This window comes from Mesonia aquimarina (assembly GCF_003667275.1).
Lineage (GTDB): Bacteria > Bacteroidota > Bacteroidia > Flavobacteriales > Flavobacteriaceae > Mesonia > Mesonia aquimarina.
On record NZ_RCNV01000008.1, the window covers coordinates 1 to 21,226 of the forward strand.

Consider the following 21,226-nt stretch of genomic DNA (forward strand, 5'->3'; position numbering starts at 1 on the left):
AGCTCACTTTCAAGGAACTTAATTTTTCACCCAACGCTATGGAATTTAAAAATAAAAACCGCTAAAAGCGGCTTATATTGATGAAGTGTTTTTAAAATTTAGGGCTTGTGCAACGGCTACCGGTGTTGTGCGTCGTTTTTTTACTTCAAAAGTTGTCATTATCATCGCTATATAAATCAAAATTTACATCCGACCCGATAGCTAAAATTTCATTAATTCTATCTTTTGAATTCTCGTTTTCTTCGTAGAGATATATCATTTCATCTTTTACACTTGTATCTTTGTGGATGTTTAAAATGCTTTTAATGTAATAATTCGTATGAAAATTTTCAAAAGGCAAGGGAGTTATATTGTCTACGAATTTTTTAAAATCATTATCCGGAATGTTTTTTAATAAATGTAAAAAGACTTCTCTTTGCATTAGTTTTTCATTCTTAAATTCAAATTCCTCTTCTGTAAAAATTTTATAAGCTTTTGAATTGTATCTAATTTCGTGTGTAAACGTTCCTAATCTTGACGTTTCAACTCTTATCAAATCATAAAAGGTAATTGTTATCTTTTTAATTAATTTTCCTAAAAATCTTTTTACTTGATCTGTGTTTTCTAATACTTTTATTGGGTATTCAGTTAATTCTAATTTTAGTTCATTTTGTAGAAATTCAACTAACTTTTCTTTCTCTTGTGGTGGCTTAAACACTGATGAAATATTAAATCTTTCATATCTCGTTGATTTATAAAATTCAGTTAATAGTCCAAGAAATTTCTTATGAACTTTACCAAAGTTCAGTTTTCTTTGAGTTTTAATACGATTTGATAATTCTAAATGGTTATGAGAAATTAGGGATCTTTCGAATTCTTCTTGTGAATCGCTGCTGTCGTGTTCAATCAGAATGATTAGTATTTTTTCTAATCGTTCAATACCAACAGAAACATTATATAAAAACTCAAAACATTCCTCCTCGTATCTAAAATATTCTATATTATCTAATTTAAATATACCGTTGTAGATAAAGGTTCCTGAGTTCTGTAATTCTGTTCCTAATCTGAAATTTTTCCAGAAAAAATCTTTTTCATTTAACATATTTATTAATTCAAATCTGAGTATAAATGACGCACAACTAGTTATATACTAAAAAATATACTGGTTTATAATATATTATTCCAGGATAAAAGAACTTTTCCATTCTTTTATAATGTTTTCTTAGCCTTTCAAATATAATTTTTTAATGCTAAAATTAACAGAATAACTCAAGTTTTATTAAGAAAATCATTATACACACATAAATAGACGAGATAATTAAAAATATTGTATAACTTAGTAGCATGTATAAATTTATTTTTTTAATATTTCTGCTAGGTTTTACAGCTCATAGTCAAGAACTAACTGGTAAAATAGAAGGTGCTAAGTTTTTGAAACTAAAATGATTATGAGCTAATCTTTAGAAATAAAGTACCACCAAGTATACATTTACTTATTTAGTTAAAAACGACAAAAAACAAAATGTTACACTATTTTAAGAAATACGTATTTTCATTATTTAATGATCCAACTAAAAAAAATTATTTGTTGCAATTAATGGATGATAGAATATATTTAAATACTAATTACGGTTTTTCGTAAAATGTATAATAAATGAGGTACAGAAATTATTACTTTTCAATTAATTTAAAAAAATCAGAAAGCGTTATATTCCTTGATTCGCAGATTTTATAAAGGCTTTCTACAGGAATACGATATTCTTTGGGACTTTTTATTTTCCTAACAATACTTTCCTCAATATTATGATGGTCAGCAAAAGATCTTTGGGACTTATTAGAATTAAGCCAAGGTGTTAACCATTCTTTGGTTATATATTCACAAATGATTTTATTAATTCTAACCATATAACAAAAAAATAGAATACTTAAAGAATAGTTGCGCACGATCGCACGCGTTTAAAAAGTTTTTATTATATTTGACTCACATTATTAAATTTGCGATACTTCTTTAAGTAAAATATTAGAAGCTTTCGCTTTGAATCTCGACTTGAAAACTGGTAATTTTTAGACAACGAGATGATAAGCAGATTGGCTTGCGACCCGGGCGCGGCCTCTCTTATCGTTGTCAGGTATACCAGTACCTCAAGTCGGTAAGTTGAGACCTGCGCCCTTTTTTGTACTCAGGATTTTCTCTTCTTTATACTTTGTAGCATTGGTTAACTACACTTTACCCTTGCCTACAAGTGATTTTTCAAAGCATTTTCTTTTAATTTTTTAGGTAGAATTCGCATAAAAGCAATTTTGAATTTTAAATGTTGAATGAATAATGTGAGGCTGTAAAAAGTTAAACAAACCAGAGCAGAGCTGAATTACTTTGACGCTACTTTTTAAGTGCACAGGTAGGCGAAAGATTTCTCGACTTAGCCTGTCCAGAGCGTGAATCGAAGGGCTCGAAATGACAGCTGGAATAATTTGAGTTTTTAATGGATTGCTAAAAGCTAATGGCTTATTGCCAATAAGATGAGATGCTGAATCGATTCCGATAGTCCCGATAGCAATCGGGATCGGAACAGCATGACAGTTAAGGACTAAACGTAAACTAGAATTGAAGATCGGCCTATCGAAAATATTGCGTAAAATTAGTAGTGAAATCGAAGATTCACGAACTCAACAATGGAATAAAAAAGTCGTGAGTAAGGAAGCGTAAAATTTCAGACTGTTTGAGTGGAGCGAGTTTCTGAAATTTAGCTTTCGAACAAATAATTTAGCAATAGTTTCGTAAGCCTAGATTTTTTTGCTTCGTTTTTTCATCAATGGAAATCAACGATTCACGAACACTTAAACAATAATAAAGTGGGTGAGTAAAAAATGAAGAATGAAACATCAGAAAAGAAATGTACAATTAAAACCAATGCCTATAAGAACATATAGATCATAAAGGCTGTTCATTTTCTTTGCTTACCCAAAGAAAAGAACCAAAAGAAAGGGAACTTTTTTGTAGGTGTTTTGCCTAGGGGCAAACCAAATTCCTTCTCCTAAATTGCCTCCAAGGCTTCAGCAATTTTTAACGGAGAAATAATTCTACACTTAAAAAAAGAAGAAAAAACTAAAATATATATGCCTGCCATAATAAATATAAGCTAGACGGCTAACAGCAAGACAATTTTGACGTTTAAAACCGGCCTACTTTTCATGAATGTAGCAAAATCAAGAAAAAACTTAGCGTTGGATGCGGAGGATTGCCTAGCGTAGCGGTTGCGATCCGCAGGCCAAAGTTTTTTAGCAGATTTTCAAATTCAGGAAAATAAGCCTAGACTTTTTTGCTTCGTTTTTTTGGCAATGAAAAAAATGAATAATGAAATACTAGAAAAGAAATGTACCATTAAAACTGATGCTATAAGAAAACACTAAAAGCTAAACAGGATAAGATGCTGAAACACGTTCAGCATGACAGTTAAGGACTAAACGTAAACTAGAATTGAAGATCGGCCTACAGAAAATAGCTCGTAAAATTTGAAGCGCAGGCTCCGTAAAATTTTAGGCTGTTTGACCGCAGGGAGTTCCTAAAATTTAGGAGACAAGCAAAAAATTTAGAGCTAGTTTCTTAAGCCTAGATTTTTTTGCTTCGTTTTTTCATCAATGGAAAAAATGAAGAATGAAACATCAGAAAAGAGATATATAATTAAAACCGATGCTTATAAGAAAACACTAAAAGCTAAACAGGATGAGATGCTGAATCGAGTTCAGCATGACAGCTACAAGCTACAAGCTAACAGCTAAAAAACAAAAAAGCCCTCTCCAAACTTTGGACGGTCGAGGAGAAGGCCATTATTAACTAAATAGAATTAACTAATAACACTACAAAATTATGAAAAATTTCTACACACCCGTGTATGGGCTAGGACTATTTATGCTCCTACTCTACCTTTATAGCGGGCAAGCCTTCGGGCAAACTACCTACCCCCTTAGCGGAACCGTGACCGATACCACGGGACAAGTCATCCCCGGCGTGCATGTGCAACGCCTGGGCACCCCACAGGGAACCACCACCAATTTCGATGGGCAATATTCATTAGCGGTACAAGCTAGCGACAGCTTGTCGTTTACCTATTTAGGGCTCGCGCCAAAGCGCGTGGCGGTAAACGGCCGGCAGGAGCTGCATGTACAATTACAACCCGACCAAGAAGCTTTAGCCGCGGTGGTCATTAACGCGGGGTATTACAGTACCACCGAGCGAGAGCGAACGGGGAATATTGCCCGGGTGAGTGGGAAAGATATTGAACTACAACCCTTGGTAAGTCCATTAGAAGCCTTACAAGGGCGTATGGCAGGGGTAGAGATCAATGCCAATTCTGCCACCCCGGGAGCAGCACCGACGATCAGAATACGGGGACAAAACAGTTTGCGTCGAGAAGGGAACTACCCGCTTTATATTGTAGATGGGGTGCCGCTAAATTCTACGGCGGTTGAAAGCAATACTGAGATTAGCTTTTCGGGAGTCGACCCATTAAGCACGTTGAACTTGGCTAATATTGAAAGCATTGAAGTGCTAAAGGATGCTGATGCTACCGCTATTTACGGGTCGCGTGGTGCCAATGGCGTTATTTTAATCACCACCAAAAAAGGCAAGGGCCAAAAAGGAGTGCAAGCACGGATCTATAGCGGAGTGGCTACAGTACCAAACAAACTGGATTTATTAAATACTCAAGAATACTTGCAAGTACGTCAACAAGCTTTTGTTAATGATGAAGTAGAACCCGACGAAATGAATGCCTATGATCTCTTGCTGTGGGATCAAAACCGATACACCGATTGGCAAGAAAAATTTTTAGGGGGAACCTCCAATATTACCGATGTAAACCTAACGGCACAAGGAGGAAATGAACAAACGCATTTTCGGCTGAATGGTTCTTTTCATCAACAAGGGAGCATTTATCCGGTCGATTTGCAATACCAAAAGTTTACGGGAGGATTAAATCTCAATCACCATTCTAAAGATGACAAGTTGCAGATGAACCTGGCGGTGAATTATGGGGTAGATCATAATGAATTGCTGGGAGGAGAAGTGAATTTTAGAACCTTGGCCTTTAAACTTCCACCCAATGCTCCCAAGCTTTATAAGGAAGATGGAAGCCTAAACTGGGAAGAATGGGGAGAAGCGGGACGTAACCATCCCTTAGCAGGGGTTTTTAATAACAGTAGTATTCAAACCCAAAACCTAATCACCAACCTTAACCTTCGGTATTTGCTTATGGAGGGGCTGGAGTTAAAAACGAATATCGGCTATACGCACTTTAACAGCGACGAGCTGATTAAAATGCCTAAACGCTCCTATAATCCGGCAGCCATGCCTCGACATTCATCTGTTTCAGGAGAAAGTCAGCGTCAATCGTGGATTATAGAACCCCAAGTGCATTATACAAAGCAGTGGAATAAGTTACAGCTAAAGGCTTTAATAGGCGGTACGTTGCAAGAAAACAGCTCTTCACAATTTAGTGTTAAGGGCGAAAACTATGTGGCGGAGTCGTTAATCGGGAACTTGGGAGCAGCGGAAACATTGATCAATGCCCAAGCACGAAATACCGATTATCGTTACCAGGCAGTGTTTGCCAGGTTGGGACTAAACTGGGATAAAAAGTATTACCTGAATCTTACCGGAAGGCGCGATGGTTCTTCGCGTTTTGCGGAAGGGAAGCGCTTTGCCAATTTTGGAGCTATCGGCGCGGCTTGGATTTTTACCGAAGAAGCCTTTTTTGAAGATCACCTCAGCTGGTTCTCCTTCGGAAAATTGCGCGGAAGTTATGGGACTACCGGGAGCGATCAGATTCCGGATTATGGTTATTTAGATGCGTATGAGGCTACGCCGGGACCCGGAGGGCTGTATCCGACGGCCTTGGCCAACCCGGCTTATTCTTGGGAGGTCAATAAAAAAGCAGAGGCAGGGGTGCAATTGGGTTTTCTTAAAAGTCGAATTAATCTAGGCGTGAGCGTGTACCGTAATCGTTCTTCTAGTCAGTTAGTGGGCTATCCGCTTCCGGCAAGCACCGGATTTACAACGGTACAAGCCAACTTACCGGCTACGGTAGAAAATAAGGGTTGGGAAGTGGAGTTCTCCAGCGATAACCTTCCAAAAGGGGAGTTGAGGTGGCAGACCTCTTTTAACATCAGCTTTCCGAAAAATGAATTGCTGCGTTATCCCGGCTTGGCACAATCGCCGTATGTGAACAGGTATCGCGAAGGGCAGCCCTTAGATATCGCACTTTTATATGAATATGAAGGTATTGATGACGAGACGGGCTTTTATAAAGTGAAAGATCAAAATGGGGATGAAACCTTTGATGATGAAGACAAAGTAATTATTCACGACAGAACGCGACAGTTTTTTGGAGGAGTAAGCAATAGAGTTTATTGTCATGCTGTTCCGATACCGATTGCTTTAGGGACTATCGGAATTGTTTCAGCATCTCATCGAGTAGCTATATGCTTTATGCCCGTTTCTAAAAAACTCTTCAACTTTAAAACACTTCGACAGGCTCAGTGTGACAATTCAATTCAAATTGACCCATCATCGCATCAATCTATTGAAACATGAACCAAGAATTTTTTGTTATTAAATTAATACTTTCCGACTTCAAACTTCAATCATTCATAACTCAAAACTCATAACTGCATAACTTGATAACTGCGTAACCGCATCACTCGATAACTCCATAACAGCATAACCTCATAACAGCATCACTTGATAACTGCGTAACTAGTTGATTGTTTTGCTATATGCTTTAGGTTGTAAGCTGTATATTTTAGAAAGGAGGTAAGCAGATTCTTTGTATATTCGAAAACCTAACGAAATGGTTCGACGTAGTCAATGACACTCGCTTACTGTCATCCAGAATTTTTCGGCTTTGCTCCAGACAGGCTGGGTCCAGTGGAATAAAGGATCTTATCGTTATGAAGAAGCAGATTTTCCGGCTCCCTTACAGTCCACTCCTTTTAGTATACTATAAGCCCTAGCATCGTCATACCCAATCCACACTGAGTCCACAGTGCTATTACAGCTAAGCCACATATCACCACAAAACAGTGGATTCACCCTTGTTTTGTCTTTTTTGCAGTGTTTTTTAATCAGGGGGATAATATAGGCTTGGGAGTGTTGATATATAGATGAGCCACTTTTATGACTCCATTTCTTTCAATTGTAAATGCGTTTTAAAATACCCGCCGCCAAAGTTGCCAAGCTGGAACATTTTGTTTTCTCCTTCCTTTACTTTTAGAGAAATTTCTTGACTACCTAATAGGATTCCGCCTTTTGCTTTTAAGGTGTAGTGTCCGGGTTGAATTGTCCATTTTTTATGTTCTCCATTTTCAATCGAACCTATTTTTTTACCATTCAACAAAATGTGTAGACTTAAGAATCCATTGGTGATTTCCTTTTTCCGTTGGATTATTAATTGTGGCATGATAAGGTGGTTTTTTGAGTTATAGTATTTGTATGGGATTTTTAGTTTCGTCTATGGCTACAAATGTAAATTCTCCGGAAACTGCTTTTTCTCTGGAGTTGGTGTACATTTCTTCAACAAATATGTCTACCCTTACCTTTAAACTGGTATTCCCTACGTGGGTAATATACCCGTCTAATTCTATAATAGTTCCTGCCGGGATTGGTTTTTTAAAATCAATTTTGTCACTACTTACCGTCACCATTTGTTGCCGACTAAACCTAGTTGCGGCAATAAAGGCAGTTTCATCCATAAGTTGCATGGCTGTACCTCCAAAGAGCGTGTCGTAATGATTGGTGGTGTTTGGAAAAACCGCTTTAAAAATAGTGGTTCTTGATTTTTTAATTTTTTCTTCTAGGCTCATTATACGATTTGTTTTTCAAAAGCAATAAAATGCGTTGTTTTTTCATTATACAAAGGAATAATTTTAACTTCACACGTATAGGGAGTTTTATCTTTTTTATAATTTATTATAGTTTCTTTAAAAGGTCTGCCTTGTGTGATTTTTTCTTTAATATTTTTTTTGCTTGCTATTGATGTTTTCTTTCCTTGTAAAAATTTAGGGGTTTTATTTAGCGCAAACTTTTTTGAATAACCGGTCATAGTGGTAAAGCCTTCATTAACCCAACGTATAGTTTGATCTAGATCTGTAATAATTAACGCTTCATACTCATGTTCTGCAAAAGCTGCATCTAAGTCATTTTTCCAATTGAATCGATTTGCAAAAGTCCTTACCTTTTTTAATTCGGTTTTCCTTTTTGCTTCTTTCATTCTTTTATGGTAAGCCTCCATATAAATGTCCCAACTCAATAAAGGCATTTGGTTTGTAGTGGATGTTTTTATTTGAGGCTTTATTTTTTGATACTCCTGTTCTTTCAGTTTAGACAAATATAGATCCAGGCATATCATATTGTTAAGGTTATTTTTCATAATAATATGTAATTTAGCTGATGAAAGATCACTTATTGATTAATTATTTTGATAAACCGCATATAACAGTTCTTTATTTTCTTTCCCTTTCAGTTCGATATCGCCTAATTCCTCAACCATAAAACGCGTCGTCTTAAGCAAGTTTTTTAGGTGTTTAGAGATTAAGAGCTCCTGGTTGTATTCATTGCATTTAGCTTGAATTCTTGCTGCGGTATTAATTGTATCTCCGTGATAAGCAATTTCTTTTTTATATTTCCCAACTTCCGTAACGGTAACAACTCCTGCATTTAGGCCGGCTTTAAAATGCGGAAGGCAATCATAATACCGTAGATAATATTCTTTTTTTTCTTCTAATACTTTTTTGAAATGATAATAAGCTTCAATGCAGTTTTCATTTTCGAGACCTTCTTTAAACTTCCATGTTAAAACCGCTTCATCTCCAACATATTGGTAGATTTCAGCTTCATTTTCTAGCACGACTCCTAAGTCGTTAAAGCAATCTTGAATCAATTTACTGTATTTAATATGCCCAAGCCGTTCTGCATGTTGGGTTGACGATTGGAGATCTAAAAACATAAAGATGCGTTTTTCCTCCCGCGGGGTGTAAAACTTTCCACGGAAAAGAAGCCAAAGATTATTGCCGCCAAGAAATAAGTTGATTTGTCTAAAGATAGACATGCAAATATCGGTAACTAGAATGTATAAATAGATGGCAAAACTACCCGGCTCAAAAGCAAACTGAAAATAAGTGATATGGTTATTCCCAAAAATCAGGTAGGCGATAGAAATAATTGTTATAATGAATAAGACAACATAAAGCGATCTTAATAGCAATAAGCGTTGAATAGAGATTTTTTTATGGCCATGTTCTTCCGTTAAAATTTGAGCGTATCCTGAAATAGTTCCAAAAATTGCTCCTCCAACGAGTGATACAAGAATCGACTTCCACAGATCAAATTGAACTGAGCCTAATTCCTTAGTTCCTTCCCCCCGAACAATACTTAAAAATACAAAGGCTAAAATCCAGCCGAGCATATATTGCTGAATAATTTTCCATTTCCGTTTATTTTTAAGTTTCATTATACTAGTTGCTTGCTGATGAGAAAGACGCTAAGTTATGATTATTTCCTTATTTAAATATTACCATCAATAGCCTTCAAAAAGACTTGTTTTATTGCCGTCGCCAAAGGCTTTAATACCCGAGGTAGTTTAGTGTAAAAATAGAAAATAAACCAGAAGTATAGGGGGGAGTTATAGAAGAAATAACTTCATTAAAGGAGATGCGCGTCGTATCTAAGGCTTTTAAAAGTTTTCAAACAAATAAAACGCATCATTTTCTCAAGTTTATACCAACAAAAAACCCGATCTAATTATAGATCGGGTTTTTTTGTACTGAGATGAAGTTTTTTAAACACTAGTTAGCTTCCTCTAAGCTGTAAGCTAGTTGATTTACTTCACTTAATCTAAAATAGCCTAAAGCAAAATCATCAGAACTGTTTGCACTAACAATATTTCCCCTAATATTAGCTGGGGGTGTTGCAAATGGATTTGAATTAGTGGTTTCTAATATTAAATTCATATAGTTAAAGAACTGTTCGGAAATGCCTCGATGGGTTATATGTATAACATCGCCGGCTTCTAGGTCATCATCAGAAAAGCTATCTTCAATTTCGTTTCCATTATAAAAGTCATCATCGCTAAGCACGTATTCAGGATATTCTAAAACCTGAGTTTTAAAATCAGTTAAATAAAAATTAGTTTGGTTTTCAGGATCATCATAAAAAATGGAAACCTCAAAGCTTTTATCTCCTGATAAACCTTCGTCGTACGCTTGTTCTACACGGTTTATTTCCGGTACAGGAATTAAGCGTTCTGATGCTGTAAAAGTTTGCTCTTCTACGGTGACTTCTAAGGTATAATGTTCGTTTAGTTCTGGTATAAAATGATCACAACGGTAAAGACCCGCTTCCTCAGTTTCATTAAATACAAATTGATCTCCATGGCTATTTTTAATATATACCAGAGCATTAGAAACTTTAGGAGGGGTTGGATTATAATAATCGGTCATACGGCTTATACGGATGGTTTGATTACTTCCGTCTGTTCCTTTTTTCCATAAAATCTCTGCATCAATTACCAAAGTAGGCTCTCCTGTATCTAAGTCTACCTCAATAACATCTTCACATGAGTATAAAAAAAACAGCAAAGGAATAGCTATATAGTTTAAGTTTTTAAATTTTAGGATAGTTTTCATTTTTTAAAATTTGAAATTATAGGATATACTCGGTAATATTCCGAAAATAGAGAGTCGACGAGCTTCGTTAAGACCTGTGTTTTCATTCGTAGTAAAACGAACCGAAGCTGCATTTTGTCGATTATAGACATTATAGATGCTGAATACCCAAGAGCTTTGCCAACCTTTTTTCTTTTGGGGCTTAGGAGTGTAGGTGGCAGCAATATCTAAATGATGATAAGTAGGAAGGCGATTTTCATTTCGACTAGAATAATTAGGAATATGAAGCTCTCCAAGTTCATAATAGCCATTAGGGTAGGTGACCGGCTGCCCAGATTGTAGTGAAAAATTTGCACTAAAAGACCATTTTTTAGTATACTCATAATTAGCCATTACCGACAGGTCATGAAGCTTATCATGAGGTGACAAGTACCAGTCTCCATTCGCAATTCCTGGTTCTTCTGGTGTTCGTCCTTCTGTTTTTTGTTCAGCACGAGATAAGGTGTAAGCGATCCAGCCCGTTAATTTACCTGTATTTTTACGAAGTAAAAACTCCATTCCAAACGCTCTTGCTTTACCGTTAAGAATGACTCTTTCTATGTTATTATTGGCCAACAAATCTGCGCCTTCCACATAATCTATTCTATTTTTGACGTTCTTATAGAAAACCTCTGTTTCAAGCGAATATTTCTTATCATTAAAATTTCTAAAATAACCTATTGCATACTGATCAAGCAGTTGCGGTTTTATAAACGGCCCGCTGGGGGTCCAAATATTCATGGGCATGGGCGATTGCGTATTCGATAGAATGTGGAGGTACTGTGCCATTCTATTGTAACTTGCTTTAAAAGATTGCTCCTCGTTTACGGCATAAGAAAGCGCTAATCTAGGCTCTACGTTATCGAAGCTTGAAATTTTTTCTCCTGTGCCATAGCTGATCGATCCAGTAGGAGTGGCCTCCTCATAAATGTTAAAAGTGGGGTTGTAAATTACCGGATTATTATTAGCATAGGTATTTACTTCTTGTGCTCCAAAACGGTAAAACATACTATAGCGGACTCCATATCTTAGGTTGAGTTTATCGGTGAGACCATGCTCCACATCTATATATGCTGAAGGTTCTAATGCATATTTTTTATCGAGTTGCTGAAAATTAAATTGTGAATCTTCATTTTCGGGATTTAAAGTACCCGGATTGAAATCGTAATAATTTGCAGCTAGTCCATAATTAAGTTGAATAGAATTTGATAAGAAGTGATTCCAATTATACTTTAATCCATAGCTTTTAATCTTACTTTCCCATTCAAAATTTTGTTCATTAATACTTAAGTTGAAGGTGTAATCACTGTAGAATATAGATAAATCAGTGTTGATATGATCAGAAAAACGATGTTTCCAACTTAAATTTCCCATGGTATTCCCATAAATACTGGAAAAACTATCGTTTATGGCAAACACATCATTACCAAGGTAACCGGAAAAATGCAAGCTGTTATTTTTATTCAGCTTATAATTCAGTTTAGTATTGAGGTCATAAAATTTAGCAGAGTTGTCATTATCGGCTAGTTTCAGAAAAAGATGCGCATAAGAAGTACGGCCTGCCACCATAAATGAACCTTTTTCTTTTTTTATAGGCCCCTCAAGCATTAAGCGACTCGATATTAATCCGACTCCACCGTTTATATGAAAATCTTGATAATCTCCTGTTTGTTGGTGCACATCTAATACAGAAGATACTCGTCCCCCGAATCGGGAAGGAATTCCCCCTTTATACAAATCTAAACTACGAATGGCATCTGCATTAAATACGGAAAAAAAACCAAACAAATGCGAATCGCCATAGATAGGAGCTCCATCCAGTAAAATTAAATTTTGATCTGCCGCCCCTCCTCGAACATTAAAACCCGAAGAGGCTTCTCCGGCACTGGTTACCCCTGGTAAAGTGAGTAGAGATTTTAAAGGATCTGCTTCTCCCATAGCAACAGGCATTTGCTTTATTTCTTTTAAGCTAAGGCTATTTACACTCATTTGCGGTTTTTTAATGTTTACCGCTTTGTTATTATGAGTGATGATAACCTCGTCTAAGGTTTGGTCTCCGGGCGCCATTGAAGCGTTTAATTCTTTATCGGAGAAAAGGGCTACTTGTTTAGTCTCTTCTTTAAAGCCTACATAACTGATTATAACAGTGTAATTTCCTTCAGGAAGTGTTATAGAAAAGTAACCGTTTTCATCAGTAACAGCGCCTTTTGCTTCCTCTTTAATATAAATATTTGCACCTAACAGCGGTTGCTTTAAATCATCTAAAATGATGCCGGATAAGGTATAATTTTTTTGCCCTGTTTTTGACTTTCTTTTAACGGTGATGTTGTTTCCCATTAGCGAAAAATGGAAATCACTCGTACGATTAAGAATGGACAGGAGTTCCTTGATTTCAATAGCCTTATAGGTTATTTTTTCTTTTAGCTTTTGATCTATATCAATTTGATTATTGTAAGCAAATTTATACGCTGTTTGATTTTCAATTTCAGTAAAGAGTTGCCTTAGCGTTGTAGATTCATCTAATGATATAGATACATTTTGAGAAAATAAATTTAGGCTAAGCATTAAAAAACAATACTGTAAATGCTTCATAAAATTTGTATTTTTGAATTGAAGGTTAAAATGGATTATTTCTATTTTAATGTAGAGAAAGGGTGTTTAGTTTAGCGGCTAGGACATCCTTTCTTGTTTATTTTAGCACGATTTCTTTTAGGTCTTCATTAATATGGGGGTTTAGATTGTATATTTCTGCCAGAATACTGATGATATTTGATAATTCTTCCTTTTTTCGGATTCGAATGGTTATCCTTTTCTGCATAAATCTTTTCGGTACGCTTAGGGTATAATGATAGTTCTCTTGAAGGTAGCTAATCACAGAAGATAGCGGCTCATTGTTAAAATCTTTAAAGTGATCGAAAACTTCTACGGCTAGTGTACTTTTATTATAAATGAATTCTTCTCCAGGAGATAATAACCAATTATGTATACTGTCTTTCACATTCATTTGTACTTTTCCTTCGTAAAGTTTTACACTTACCGTATTATTAGTATCTGCTTTCACGGTAAATTCAGTTCCTAAAACCGTAGTTGTGGTGTTTTTACAAAATACCTGAAAAGGATATTGTTTGTTCTTTGCCACTTTAAAATAGGCTTCACCATTTAGATGTACTTTTCTGTTATTTTCAAAATCATTAGCGAATTTGAGTTTAGAACGTGGTTCAAGTTCTACTATCGAGCTATCAGGAAGATAGATCCGTTTTAGTTGTGAAGACGGATTTTCAATAATATTGAAGTTATCAGTAATTGTGTTATTGGGGTTTATGGAAGTATTGAACACCCAAAAGCTACCGAGGGATAGAAAAATCAACACAATAGCTGCGGCAGCATAATGCCAATGTTTTAGGGTTTTCTTTTTTTGGTTGAATGTGTTCGCTGAAAAATTTTCCCAAGAAGTTTGAGCTTGATGTTCAAGTTGCTGATCGGGTTCTTCCTCCCAAATTTTCGTTAGCTTTTTTTCTATTTCCTGTTCATTTTCGTCCATTACCTTCTGTTTTTAAAGCTGCTGACAATAAACTCCTTGCCTGTTGCATAATGAATAAACAATACCCGCGATTTCCCTGTTGGATTTAACTGTCAAAATAGAATAACCGGGTTTAAAATTAAATTGAATGAGGGCGTCAGATATGTTCTTTCTAAGTAAACTTAATAAATAGCTTGCCTCCTCTTCACTTTTAATTGAAGTCTCAAAAATTTGAGCATTCATTGTTTTATCATTTACTTATATGACAAACGAGAAATGAAAAGTTCCTAAGCGCTTGAAACTTTTTTTTGAAGAAATTTATGGGCTAGGTAAATATGATTGGCAATCGTTTTATGAGAGAGTCCGGTAATTTCAGCTATTTCTTTATACGAATAGTTTTCCAGCTTATGCAATTTGTAGATTTTTTGTTGCTGTTGCGGGAGTTGAGTTAGCAATACGTGAAGCTGTTTTTTCTTATGCTCTTGCTCCTCAAATGTATTGCTTTCTTCAGGGGCTTCAATAGTAAAACTAAGCTTGCCAAGCGGAATAACTTTATTTTCTCTCTTTAGGTGGTTAATAATGATGTTTTTGCAAATCACAAAAAGTTGTTTGTCAAAAAGGACATCTTCATTTAATTGTGATTTGTTTTTGTAGAGTTTGAGAAAGGTTTCTTGTGCGAAATCATCAGGGCTAAGAAATTTGAACTTAAATCTTTTAGCAATATGAATCAATTTAGGGTAGTATAAGCAATAAGCTTTTTTGAATGCTTTTTGGTCACCCTTTTTTAATCTTTTTATAAGTTTTTTATTTTCCATGAATATAACTAGCATTTCCAATAACTTATAAAAAATAGAAATGTTGCACTAAAATAGAATTTTAGTGAGTTAAAGTCTTCTTGGTCTATAAAATTTATAAAACAAAAAAGCCTCTACATTTCTGTAAAGGCTTTTTTTGCTCCTCTTCTTGGGCTCGAACCAAGGACCCTCTGATTAACAGTCAGATGCTCTAACCAACTGAGCTAAAGAGGAAGGTTATATTTTAATTTCAGTTTTGTTACAATATCAGGATATTTTTAAGATTTCTGATGTAAACTGAACTTTTCATTTGTTTTATATGTCGCTCTATTTGTCTAGACTGTATTCTTGAATTGGCTTTAATTTTTAAAAATAAAATCCAATCATTAGCTTTTGCTGTAAATGAATTTTTAAAAAATCCACTTGAATGTTGGCTCAGCCGTTCTTCTAAGTTTTCAGTTTCTCCAACATAAAACTTATCTAAACTATTCGAGTATAGAATGTAAACATAAAACATTATTTTTAAGAACTTTTCCTTTTTTGCTCTAACCTCCCGATAGTTATCGGGATGAGCTAAAGAGGAGTTTATGTTTTTGCTTTTGTACCGTTACCAGTGCTAAGCGGATGCAAATATAAATGTTTTTTTAAATTGCCAAAACTTTTTTTTGAATTTTTTTTACAACACCTTTTCTAAATAACTTTATCGATTCACTTTTTTTCATTGATGAAAAAAAAATCAAACCTGCTGCCGGCAGATAGGAAAACCTAGGTTAAAGAAACTTTATCTAAATTTTAGGAATGTGCTTTTAAAAAACACTGTTTTGAAGCCTGTTTTAACAGGCTCAAACGGTCTGAAATTTTATGGGACTTTTCTTAAAATTTCACAATAAACTTTTGATATGCCAAAATGAAGATTCCGTAAAAAGCATAAGTTTATCAATTAATTACAATTAAGTCTTGTTTCTTGGTTCTTGCAGCGAAGCAGTCTAGGTTCTTTATTCAAATAACCATCGGTAAATATCATTTCCGTTGGCAAAAAGGACTAAGGCAATGAGAATGAAGAAACCAACCATTTGGGCATACTCCATAAATTTTTCGTTTGGTTTTCTTCCCGTAATCATTTCATACAATAAAAACATCACGTGACCGCCATCTAGCGCAGGAATCGGTAAAATGTTCATAAAGGCTAAGATAATTGAAATTAAAGCGGTCGTCATCCAAAAGGCTTGCCAGTCCCATGCATCGGGAAACATGCTTCCTATAGCGCCAAAACCGCCGACTTGGGTAGCTCCTTTTTTGGTGAAGACATATTTAAATTGCGCCACATAGTCATGCAAGGTCCAGTAGGCAAAGCTAAATCCGCCGCTTACACTTTCTGCAAAGGTGTACGACTTTTCTTTTATGTTGATATTGGTTACCGGGTAAACGCCAATAGTTCGGTCTTCAGATAAATCTACTTCTAGCGTTCTGTTTTCGCCATTACTATTAATGCTTAACTGAAGTTGTTCTCCATCAAAATCCTCAACATAACTTTTAAAGTCTTGCCAAGTAGCGATGGGTTCTCCGTTTACACTCAAAAATTTATCTCCTTTTTGTATGCCTGCTTTTGCAGCATTGGTATTGGCAACAACGCTATCTATTACCGGATCTAGCTTTAAGCTAAACGGAAACATGTCGCCGGCTTTAAAAAGTTGACTTCCGATATCTTCAGGGATGTTCAGTTGCTCTTTATTTCCGTTTTGATGTAATACTTCTACAGAACTTACATTGCGCATCATTAAATACTGATTGATTTTTAACCCGTTTCTTTTGGTTAAAATATTGTCTAGTTCTGTATCGTTAATTTTTAAAATACGATCGCCTTCCTGAAATCCGTATTGTTGTATATTTTGAGAGACTGCTAAACCTTCAGGTATATCTTCATTACTTATTTGGTTGCTTCCCCAAACAAATAAAACCATCATATAAATAAGAAAGCCTAAGATAATATTTACCGTTACCCCGCCCAACATAATAATAAGACGTTGCCAAGCCGGTTTGCTTCTAAATTCCCAAGGCTCGGGTGGTTTTGCCATTTGCTCTTTGTCCATGCTTTCATCAATCATCCCGGAGATTTTCACATAACCCCCCAGCGGCAGCCAACCAATTCCGTAAACGGTTTCGCCGATTCTCTTTTTAAAGAGCGCAAATTTTACATCAAAAAACAGGAAGAATTTTTCTACGCGTGTTTTAAATAATTTTGCCGGAATAAAATGACCTAATTCGTGAAGAATAATCAAGATAGAAAGGCTTAAAAATAATTGTATTGCTTTTATAATAAATGGACTCATAGTCTGATATTCTTAAATAAAAAATCGCACAAAAGTAACCTTTTAAATTCGCCTACAAAAAAATAATCGATAAGGATAAAATTTCACGGTAATTTTTAACGTGTTTTCACTGAAATTAAAAAGTTTAGGTTGTATTTTTGCAGCCTAAAGAAGCACACAAATTATGCTTAAATTTTTTGCCAAATATAAATTCTTCGGAATTGTACTTTTTATTCTCTCCAGTATTATCATCACTATTATTTATCAGTTATTAAAACCCGCGCCTTCGCTTCCTATTTATCAGCCGGATATGGTAGATCGAACTTTGGTAGATTCTACCGTACAATATGTGCGGAAATATCATAAAATAGCCGATTTTAAACTGATCAATCAAAACGGGAAAACCATTACCCAACAAGATTATAATAATAAAATTTATGTAGCCGATTTTTTCTTTACCACCTGCCAGAGTATTTGCCCGATTATGACCGATCATATGGTGCAAATTCAAGAAGAATTAAAAAATGATGATGAGGTTTTATTGCTGTCCCACACCGTAACGCCAGAAATAGATACCGTAGCACAATTAAAACGCTATGCGGTAAAAAAAGGGGTTAATGAAAGTAAATGGAATTTAGTAACCGGCGATAAAAAGCAAATTTATAACCTGGCAAGAAAATCGTATTTAGTGACAAAATCACAAGGCAATGGCGGGAAGTATGACATGATTCATACCGAAAATTTTGTGTTAGTCGATAAAGACCGACAAATACGCGGTTTTTATGATGGAACCGATCCCGATGCTATTGAAACCTTGTTAGATGATATTCAAACCTTAAAGAAAATTGAACACCGTCAATAGCCTTTTAACGCCTTGGGTTTTTCTATGCCATTTTTTTCCGTTACTTTTGCGCTGTTTAAATTCAATCTAAATAAACTTGAAGTTGACAATTGCAGATTTAAAACGAGGCCAACGCGGAATTATCAAAACTTTTGAAAATGATAATGTGCCGCTAAAGCTATTAGAAATGGGTTGTCTTCCAGGGAATGAAGTAGAATTAGTACAAATTGCACCTTTTAAAGATCCGTTGTACCTCAATATAAACGGAAGCCATTTGGCCATTAGAAGAGACACCGCAATGCAGATTGAAATTGAAGTTGTAAAGTAATGCCAAAACAAATTAATGTTGCCCTCATAGGAAACCCCAATACCGGTAAAACCTCTGTTTTTAATCATCTTACAGGTTTAAATCAACAGGTAGGAAACTATCCCGGAATCACGGTAGAAAAAAAAGAAGGAATCTGCAAATTACCACGTGGTTTAAAAGCGCATATCATTGATTTGCCGGGAACGTATAGTTTAAACGCCTCATCGCTCGATGAGAATTTAGTAATTGAATTGTTACTCAATAAAAACGATAAAGATTACCCGGATGTTGCGGTAGTAGTTAGCGATGTTGAAAATTTAAAACGAAACTTATTACTTTTTACACAAATTAAAGACTTGGGAATTCCCACTATTTTAGCGGTAAACATGGCCGATAGAATGGAGCGAAAAGGAATTTCTTTAGAAATTGAGCTGTTAGAAAAACGCCTTAAAACAAAAATAGCCTTAGTTAGCGCTCGTAAAAAAACAGGAATAGAAAATTTAAAAGAGCTCATCACACAGTACGGAACGATCTCTACCGAACCTTGTGTAAATTCTTCTTCTATAGATCCTACTTATTTTGATCGCTTGCGAAAAGCATTTCCAAATCAGTCGCTCTATAAATTGTGGTTGGTCATTACCCAAGATGTGAATTTTGGAAATTTAAACCGAAATAAAATTGAGCACACCAACGGTTTTAGTCCAAAGAAGAAGAGCGATTTAAAACGCTTGCAACAAAAAGAAACCATTGTTCGCTACCAATTTATCAACGGTATTTTGAAGGAAGCAATGACGGTTGATGTAAATGCTGCTAAGGACTTACGTTCTAGATTAGACCGTATTTTGACCCATAAAATTTGGGGTTATGTAATTTTCTTTTCCATCATGTTGCTGATTTTTCAGGCCATTTATGATTGGTCTAGCTACCCGATGGATTTTATTGATAATACGTTTGCCTCTCTTAGCGAATGGATAAAAACATCATTACCTCCGGGAGTTTTTACCAATTTAATTTCGGAAGGAATTATACCCGGACTCGGCGGTATCGTTATTTTTATTCCACAAATTGCCTTTTTGTTTTTCTTTATTTCGTTGCTAGAAGAAAGCGGTTATATGAGTCGCGTGGTCTTTTTAATGGACCGGATTATGCGGCGTTTTGGCTTAAGCGGAAAAAGTGTTGTCCCGTTAGTTTCGGGTACTGCCTGCGCAATTCCAGCCGTTATGGCAACCCGAAATATTGAAGATTGGAAAGAACGCTTAATCACCATTTTAGTGGTTCCCTTTACCACCTGTTCTGCGCGTTTACCGGTTTACTTAATCATCATTGCCTTGGTTATTCCAGATGAACGCTTTTTAGGGGTATTCAATTTGCAAGGAATTACCTTGATGCTACTTTATTTATTAGGCTTCGGAATGTCTGTTTTTTCTGCTTGGATTTTAAATAAAATTTTGAAGATAAAAAGCAAGACCTATTTTGTGATCGAAATGCCAGATTACAAACTGCCCATGCTAAAAAATGTAGGGATTAATGTAGTTGAAAAAACCAAATCATTTGTTTTTGGTGCCGGAAAAATAATCTTAGCCATTTCCATTATACTCTGGGTACTGGCAAGCTACGGACCAACAGATGATTTTGATAATGCAGAAGAAATCGTAACGGAGCGCTATGGCGAAAATTTAGCCCCTAAAGATTTTGAAAATCAAGTAGCTTCCGTTAAATTAGAGAATAGTTATATCGGTTTAATGGGAAAAGGAATTGAGCCCATTGTACAACCTTTAGGCTACGACTGGAAAATTGGTATTGCTATTGTAAGCTCTTTCGCAGCGAGAGAGGTTTTTGTAGGAACATTAGCTACTATTTATAGTGTGGGGAGTGGAGAAGAGAAAACTATTAAGAATAGAATGGCAGCAGAGGTAAACCCTATTTTAGGCGGTCCTTTATTTAATTTTGCTAGTGGAATTAGTCTGTTGCTTTTCTATGCATTTGCGATGCAGTGTATGAGTACACTTGCCATTGTGAAAAAAGAAACAAACTCGTGGAAATGGCCAATTTTGCAATTGGTCATTATGACGGGAATAGCTTATGTAGCTGCTTTGGCTGCATTTCAGTTTTTAAAGTAAATAGAATAAAAGGAAGAAAGAAGATGATACAAGAAATTTTAGTTTGGACCACATTTTTAATTGCAGTAGGGTTTTTAATCAAAAAGTTTTTTTGGAAAAGCCCTAAAAAAGCAACCCAAGGCGAGACCAGCATCTGCGGAAAATCAGATTGCGGTTGTCATTAGTTCTTTTTTAAAACTTCTATCTGAAGATAATAATTAAAAGTTCCGCTATTTTTTAATTTGGAAGTAGGGTAAGGTTTTAACCCGTAAATTTTGAAGGTTTCCTCTCCTAGTGTAAAGGTTGCACCTTCTTCTTCAGGATTGCTTAAGGTAATTACTTTTTCTTCAATGCGTTCTTCATTTTTATCTAATGACATTCTTATTTTAGCTTGACCTTGCCAAACGCAAGTGACATCACTAGGGCATCTGGAATCTGCCACAACTTTCTCAAAATTGAGACAATAGTTCTTAAATTCATATGATTTCCCTTCTTGAAGTTTTGCAACAATAATTGGAGCGTATACTGTTTCTTCTGCTTTTTGGGCTAGACTATCCGATTGAGCCTTTCCGGAGGAAATAAAAGTTGCGATGCATACCAAGCTGAAAATTAATTTTTTCATAAACGGAAGATATAAAATTTCTACCAATTTAAACTTAATGTAATAGTTGAAGACTCA

Annotated in this window: 17 protein-coding genes and 1 tRNA gene; 5 read left to right on the forward strand and 13 right to left on the reverse strand. The window is 35.4% G+C overall.

Annotation, left to right across the window (positions count from 1 at the left end; translation table 11 throughout):
* Positions 1 to 145 precede the first annotated feature (145 nt).
* Entirely contained in the window at positions 146 to 1,081 is a 936-nt protein-coding gene (locus tag D9R05_RS10660) for a hypothetical protein (protein WP_121667218.1), read from the reverse strand.
* A gap of 2,546 nt (positions 1,082 to 3,627) precedes the next feature.
* Here D9R05_RS10660 and D9R05_RS15700 point away from each other — a divergent pair.
* On the forward strand, positions 3,628 to 3,759 hold the full coding sequence (locus D9R05_RS15700) for a hypothetical protein (protein ID WP_262696575.1): 132 nt from the start codon (positions 3,628 to 3,630) through the stop codon (positions 3,757 to 3,759).
* A gap of 88 nt (positions 3,760 to 3,847) precedes the next feature.
* Entirely contained in the window at positions 3,848 to 6,571 is a 2,724-nt protein-coding gene (locus D9R05_RS10670; RefSeq protein WP_240463030.1) for a SusC/RagA family TonB-linked outer membrane protein, read from the forward strand.
* A gap of 580 nt (positions 6,572 to 7,151) precedes the next feature.
* On the opposite strand, the gene D9R05_RS10675 is transcribed toward D9R05_RS10670, so the two are convergent.
* The 11 genes from D9R05_RS10675 to rseP form a co-directional block, all read right to left on the reverse strand.
* On the reverse strand, positions 7,152 to 7,436 hold the full coding sequence (locus D9R05_RS10675) for a hypothetical protein (RefSeq protein WP_121667221.1): 285 nt from the start codon (positions 7,434 to 7,436) through the stop codon (positions 7,152 to 7,154).
* 19 nt (positions 7,437 to 7,455) lie between these two features.
* Complete coding sequence (locus tag D9R05_RS10680) at positions 7,456 to 7,839, reverse strand: acyl-CoA thioesterase (RefSeq protein ID WP_121667222.1); 384 nt, start codon at positions 7,837 to 7,839, stop codon at positions 7,456 to 7,458.
* The gene (locus tag D9R05_RS10685; protein WP_240463032.1) at positions 7,839 to 8,246 is read right to left on the reverse strand and encodes a PAS domain-containing protein; all 408 of its coding nucleotides are present in this window, start codon (positions 8,244 to 8,246) and stop codon (positions 7,839 to 7,841) included. Before D9R05_RS10685 ends, D9R05_RS10680 begins: the two co-directional genes overlap by 1 nt.
* A 198-nt stretch (positions 8,247 to 8,444) precedes the next feature.
* The gene (locus D9R05_RS10690) at positions 8,445 to 9,485 is read right to left on the reverse strand and encodes an adenylate/guanylate cyclase domain-containing protein (protein ID WP_121667224.1); all 1,041 of its coding nucleotides are present in this window, start codon (positions 9,483 to 9,485) and stop codon (positions 8,445 to 8,447) included.
* A gap of 334 nt (positions 9,486 to 9,819) precedes the next feature.
* Positions 9,820 to 10,659 carry a DUF4249 domain-containing protein gene (locus D9R05_RS10695; protein WP_121667225.1) on the reverse strand — a complete coding sequence of 280 codons (840 nt, stop codon included), beginning with the start codon at positions 10,657 to 10,659 and terminating at the stop codon, positions 9,820 to 9,822.
* 3 nt (positions 10,660 to 10,662) lie between these two features.
* Positions 10,663 to 13,269 carry a TonB-dependent receptor gene (locus D9R05_RS10700; protein ID WP_121667226.1) on the reverse strand — a complete coding sequence of 869 codons (2,607 nt, stop codon included), beginning with the start codon at positions 13,267 to 13,269 and terminating at the stop codon, positions 10,663 to 10,665.
* 97 nt (positions 13,270 to 13,366) lie between these two features.
* Entirely contained in the window at positions 13,367 to 14,218 is an 852-nt protein-coding gene (locus D9R05_RS10705) for a FecR family protein (protein WP_121667227.1), read from the reverse strand.
* A gap of 266 nt (positions 14,219 to 14,484) precedes the next feature.
* A complete protein-coding gene (locus tag D9R05_RS10715; protein WP_240463033.1) occupies positions 14,485 to 15,027 on the reverse strand; it encodes an RNA polymerase sigma factor in 543 nt (180 codons plus the stop codon).
* 124 nt (positions 15,028 to 15,151) lie between these two features.
* Positions 15,152 to 15,225, reverse strand: a tRNA-Asn gene (locus D9R05_RS10720).
* A gap of 25 nt (positions 15,226 to 15,250) precedes the next feature.
* Positions 15,251 to 15,508 (reverse strand): GIY-YIG nuclease family protein, encoded by a 258-nt coding sequence (locus D9R05_RS15755; protein ID WP_205589285.1) that lies wholly within the window; start codon positions 15,506 to 15,508, stop codon positions 15,251 to 15,253.
* 478 nt (positions 15,509 to 15,986) lie between these two features.
* Positions 15,987 to 17,321, reverse strand: a complete 1,335-nt coding sequence (gene rseP, locus D9R05_RS10730) for an RIP metalloprotease RseP (protein ID WP_121667229.1) — start codon at positions 17,319 to 17,321, stop codon at positions 15,987 to 15,989.
* Between the two features lie 163 nt (positions 17,322 to 17,484).
* Here rseP and D9R05_RS10735 point away from each other — a divergent pair, with 163 nt between their 5' ends.
* From D9R05_RS10735 to feoB, 3 genes are all read left to right on the forward strand, one after another.
* Positions 17,485 to 18,162, forward strand: a complete 678-nt coding sequence (locus D9R05_RS10735; protein ID WP_121667230.1) for an SCO family protein — start codon at positions 17,485 to 17,487, stop codon at positions 18,160 to 18,162.
* 76 nt (positions 18,163 to 18,238) lie between these two features.
* Positions 18,239 to 18,469 carry a FeoA family protein gene (locus tag D9R05_RS10740; RefSeq protein ID WP_121667231.1) on the forward strand — a complete coding sequence of 77 codons (231 nt, stop codon included), beginning with the start codon at positions 18,239 to 18,241 and terminating at the stop codon, positions 18,467 to 18,469.
* Complete coding sequence (gene feoB / locus D9R05_RS10745; RefSeq protein ID WP_121667232.1) at positions 18,469 to 20,568, forward strand: ferrous iron transport protein B; 2,100 nt, start codon at positions 18,469 to 18,471, stop codon at positions 20,566 to 20,568. The genes D9R05_RS10740 and feoB overlap by 1 nt, the downstream gene beginning before the upstream one ends.
* A 160-nt stretch (positions 20,569 to 20,728) precedes the next feature.
* Here feoB and D9R05_RS10755 read toward each other — a convergent pair whose 3' ends face one another.
* Complete coding sequence (locus tag D9R05_RS10755; RefSeq protein ID WP_121667234.1) at positions 20,729 to 21,169, reverse strand: hypothetical protein; 441 nt, start codon at positions 21,167 to 21,169, stop codon at positions 20,729 to 20,731.
* Positions 21,170 to 21,226: the final 57 nt, after the last annotated feature.

Excerpts from the sequence above, each read along its gene's own strand:
- D9R05_RS10695 (WP_121667225.1), bottom strand. The coding sequence starts at position 10,659 with ATGAAAACTATCCTAAAATTTAAAAACTTAAACTATATAGCTATTCCT.
- D9R05_RS10675 (WP_121667221.1), bottom strand. The coding sequence starts at position 7,436 with ATGCCACAATTAATAATCCAACGGAAAAAGGAAATCACCAATGGATTC.
- feoB (WP_121667232.1), top strand. The coding sequence starts at position 18,469 with ATGCCAAAACAAATTAATGTTGCCCTCATAGGAAACCCCAATACCGGT.
- D9R05_RS10705 (WP_121667227.1), bottom strand. The coding sequence starts at position 14,218 with ATGGACGAAAATGAACAGGAAATAGAAAAAAAGCTAACGAAAATTTGG.
- D9R05_RS10755 (WP_121667234.1), bottom strand. The coding sequence starts at position 21,169 with ATGAAAAAATTAATTTTCAGCTTGGTATGCATCGCAACTTTTATTTCC.
- D9R05_RS10735 (WP_121667230.1), top strand. The coding sequence starts at position 17,485 with ATGCTTAAATTTTTTGCCAAATATAAATTCTTCGGAATTGTACTTTTT.
- D9R05_RS10660 (WP_121667218.1), bottom strand. The coding sequence starts at position 1,081 with ATGTTAAATGAAAAAGATTTTTTCTGGAAAAATTTCAGATTAGGAACA.
- D9R05_RS10670 (WP_240463030.1), top strand. The coding sequence starts at position 3,848 with ATGAAAAATTTCTACACACCCGTGTATGGGCTAGGACTATTTATGCTC.
- D9R05_RS10680 (WP_121667222.1), bottom strand. The coding sequence starts at position 7,839 with ATGAGCCTAGAAGAAAAAATTAAAAAATCAAGAACCACTATTTTTAAA.
- D9R05_RS10685 (WP_240463032.1), bottom strand. The coding sequence starts at position 8,246 with ATGAAAGAAGCAAAAAGGAAAACCGAATTAAAAAAGGTAAGGACTTTT.
- D9R05_RS10690 (WP_121667224.1), bottom strand. The coding sequence starts at position 9,485 with ATGAAACTTAAAAATAAACGGAAATGGAAAATTATTCAGCAATATATG.
- D9R05_RS10715 (WP_240463033.1), bottom strand. The coding sequence starts at position 15,027 with ATGCTAGTTATATTCATGGAAAATAAAAAACTTATAAAAAGATTAAAA.
- D9R05_RS10700 (WP_121667226.1), bottom strand. The coding sequence starts at position 13,269 with ATGAAGCATTTACAGTATTGTTTTTTAATGCTTAGCCTAAATTTATTT.
- D9R05_RS15755 (WP_205589285.1), bottom strand. The coding sequence starts at position 15,508 with ATGTTTTATGTTTACATTCTATACTCGAATAGTTTAGATAAGTTTTAT.
- D9R05_RS15700 (WP_262696575.1), top strand. The coding sequence starts at position 3,628 with ATGAAGAATGAAACATCAGAAAAGAGATATATAATTAAAACCGATGCT.
- rseP (WP_121667229.1), bottom strand. The coding sequence starts at position 17,321 with ATGAGTCCATTTATTATAAAAGCAATACAATTATTTTTAAGCCTTTCT.